Annotated in this window: 2 protein-coding genes; both read left to right on the top strand. The window is 64.7% G+C overall.

Going from position 1 to position 2,854, the window contains the following annotated elements; all coding sequences use genetic code 11:
• A partial coding sequence (locus HNE04_RS27750) for a response regulator (protein WP_172227112.1) occupies nucleotides 1-1,197 on the top strand: 1,197 nt, incomplete at its 5' end.
• Nucleotides 1,198-1,304: 107 nt separating this feature from the next.
• Nucleotides 1,305-2,854 (top strand): PAS domain-containing sensor histidine kinase (locus HNE04_RS27745; RefSeq protein WP_172227109.1); only part of this gene is annotated, 1,550 nt, incomplete at its 3' end.

Here is a 2,854-nt window from a genome sequence, read left to right as displayed (position 1 = left end):
GCCGTGAAGTTCACCGACAAGGGCGAGATCGTCATTTCGGTGCGGGCCAGCGAGCGAACCGAGAAAGACGTGCTGCTGCACTTCCGGGTGCAGGACACCGGCATCGGCCTCACGTCCGAGCAGATGAGCCGGCTGTTCCAGAGCTTCTCGCAGGCCGACACCTCCACCACCCGCAAGTTCGGCGGCACCGGCCTGGGCCTGGCGATCTGCAAGAGGCTGGCCGAACTCATGGGCGGCGAAGTGGGCGTGCAAAGCGAGCACGGCAAAGGCAGCACCTTCTGGTTCAGCGCGCGCTTGGGGCTAGGCGTGCCGGGCGCCTGCCGCATCGAACAGCCGCCGGGCGCGGATGAGCCGGGCAGCGGAGTCGACGAGCGCCTCGCGGCAATACGGGGTGCGCGCATCCTGCTCGTCGAAGACAACGACATCAATCAGCAGGTCGCCCGCGAATTGCTGGAAGACGCGGGCCTCGTGGTCGACGTCACGGACAACGGCCAGGTCGCGCTGGAACTGGTGCAGAAAGTCTCGTACGACCTGGTGTTCATGGACATGCAGATGCCGGTCATGGACGGCGTCACGGCCACCCGCGAAATGCGCAAGCAGGAGCGGCTGGAGCATCTGCCGATCGTGGCGATGACGGCCAACGCGATGGAGCAGGACCGCCGCAGATGCATGGACGTCGGCATGAACGACTTCCTGATCAAGCCGATAAATCCGCAGGACATGCGGGCCATCCTGGCCCGCTGGGTGCGCCCGCGCCGCACCGCGCCGGCCAGGCCGGCGCAGGCCCAGCCCGCCGCGGCAATCCAGGGCAGCATGCCCACCAATGACGGCTTGCCCCACGGCATCGCCGGCCTGGACACGACGCTGGGATTGAGCCGCATGATGGGCAAGAAGCCGCTCTACCTGGCGATGCTGCGCCGCTACGTAGCGGGTCAACAAGATGTGGTGCGCGACATTCGCGAGGCGTTGGCCACCGGCGACATCGCGACGGCCGAGCGCCTCGCGCACACGACCAAGGCAGTCTCGGGAAACGTCGGCGCGACGCTGATACAGGAGAGGGCCACTGCCCTCGAATCGACGCTGCGGCATGGCCAGGGCGCACAGGCCGAGCCGCAGCTCGCCGAACTGGAGGTACCGATGCGCGAACTGCTGGCTGCGCTCGGCGCCCATCTGGCGATGCAGACCACTCGCACCTGAGGCAAACGACGGCTGCGCGATTTTCCTAACTTGCTTAGGCAATTTGCCTAAGCCCGGCCGTACTGCGAATGTTCTCATGGAGCCTCTACCAATAGCGAGAGGTCGCCATGGATCGCGCCCCCACCAACTTGTCCACCGCCCTGGTCCAAACCGGCCATGCGCCGGGGCGCCTGGAAGAAGAATTGGCCCAGGCCCGCATCGAACTGGCGCTGCTGCGCGGCTCGCATGAACTGCTGGTGTCGACCCTGGACGCGGCGAGCGACGGCATCCTGACGCTTCAATACTCCGACGACTCGATGTACTACAACATCAAGTTCGTCGAGCTGTGGGGCATCCCCGAGGACCAGCTCGCCGACCTGGACAGCAAATCGCTGGCAGCGTTCCAGGCATCGCGCGCCAAGGACCCGGAAGACTTGCTGGCCCATGTCGAGCGACGCCGCCTGAACCCCGATGCCGAAGACCTGACCGTGATCGAATTGCTCGACGGCCGCGTGCTGGAGCGCCACGTCATTCCCCAGCGCATCCATGGCAAGTGCGTGGGCAGTGTCATCACCTACCGCGATATCACGGAGCGGCTGCGCTACGAGGAAAAGATGATGTTCAATCATCTGGTCCTGGAAAACTCCAGCCCCATGATTTGGGTCGATCGTGAAACCCGCGCGGTCACGTACGCCAACCCGGCAGCCTGCCGGCACCTCGGCTACAGCGTGGCAGAACTGCTGGCAATGCGAGTCGGCGACTTCGACCCGGCCTATGGCCCGGAGCAGAACAAGTACGTGGTCGAGACGATCAGCCGCACTGGAGGATCGGTCAGCTTGAGCAGCCGGCATCGCCGCAAGGATGGCAGCCTGCGCGAAGTCGACCTGACGATCTTCCTGACGGAACAGGCGGAACGCGCGGTGCACATCGTCAGCGTCAAGGACGTGACCGAACAGAAACGCGCGGAACAGGGAAAGAAGCGCCAGGAAGCGACGCTGAAGTCGCTGATCAATTCGGTTTCGGACCTGGTTTTCTACAAGGACCGCGACGGCCGCTACCTCGGTTGCAACACCGCCTACGCGGCCCTGGTGGGCAGGCCGGCAGAGGAGATTCGCGGGTTGACTTGCCACGATTTGTTTGCCCCGGACATCGCCCAGGCCATGCACGAGCGTGACCAGCAGTCGATGGCACTGTTGCGCGAACAGTCCGAGGAATACTGGCTGACCACGCCGGACGGCCGGCGCTCCCTCTACGACACCGTGGTCTCGCCGCTGTGGGATGAAAAGGGCGAGCCGCAAGGCCTGCTGGGCATCAGCCGCGATATCACTGAGCGCAGGAAGGCCGAGGAGGAAACCCGGCGGGCCAAGGAGATCGCGGAAGATGCGACCCGCATGAAGTCGGACTTCCTGGCCAACATGAGCCACGAGATCCGCACGCCCATGAACGCGATCATCGGCTTGTCGCACCTGGTGCTCAAGACCGACCTGACGGCGCGCCAGCGCGACTACATCGCCAAGGTCCAGACCTCGGGCCAGCACCTGCTGGGCGTGATCAACGACATCCTGGACTTCTCCAAGGTCGAGGCCGGCAAGCTGGACCTGGAGCACACGGACTTCGAGCTCGAAAGGCTGCTGGACAACACCGGCAACCTGATCAGCGAGAAGAGCCATGCCAAGGG

The organism is Caenimonas soli (assembly GCF_013155545.1).
Lineage (GTDB): Bacteria > Pseudomonadota > Gammaproteobacteria > Burkholderiales > Burkholderiaceae_C > Ramlibacter > Ramlibacter soli.
The sequence above is the reverse complement of the archived record's forward strand: the minus strand, read 5'-3'. Positions and strand labels throughout refer to the sequence as shown.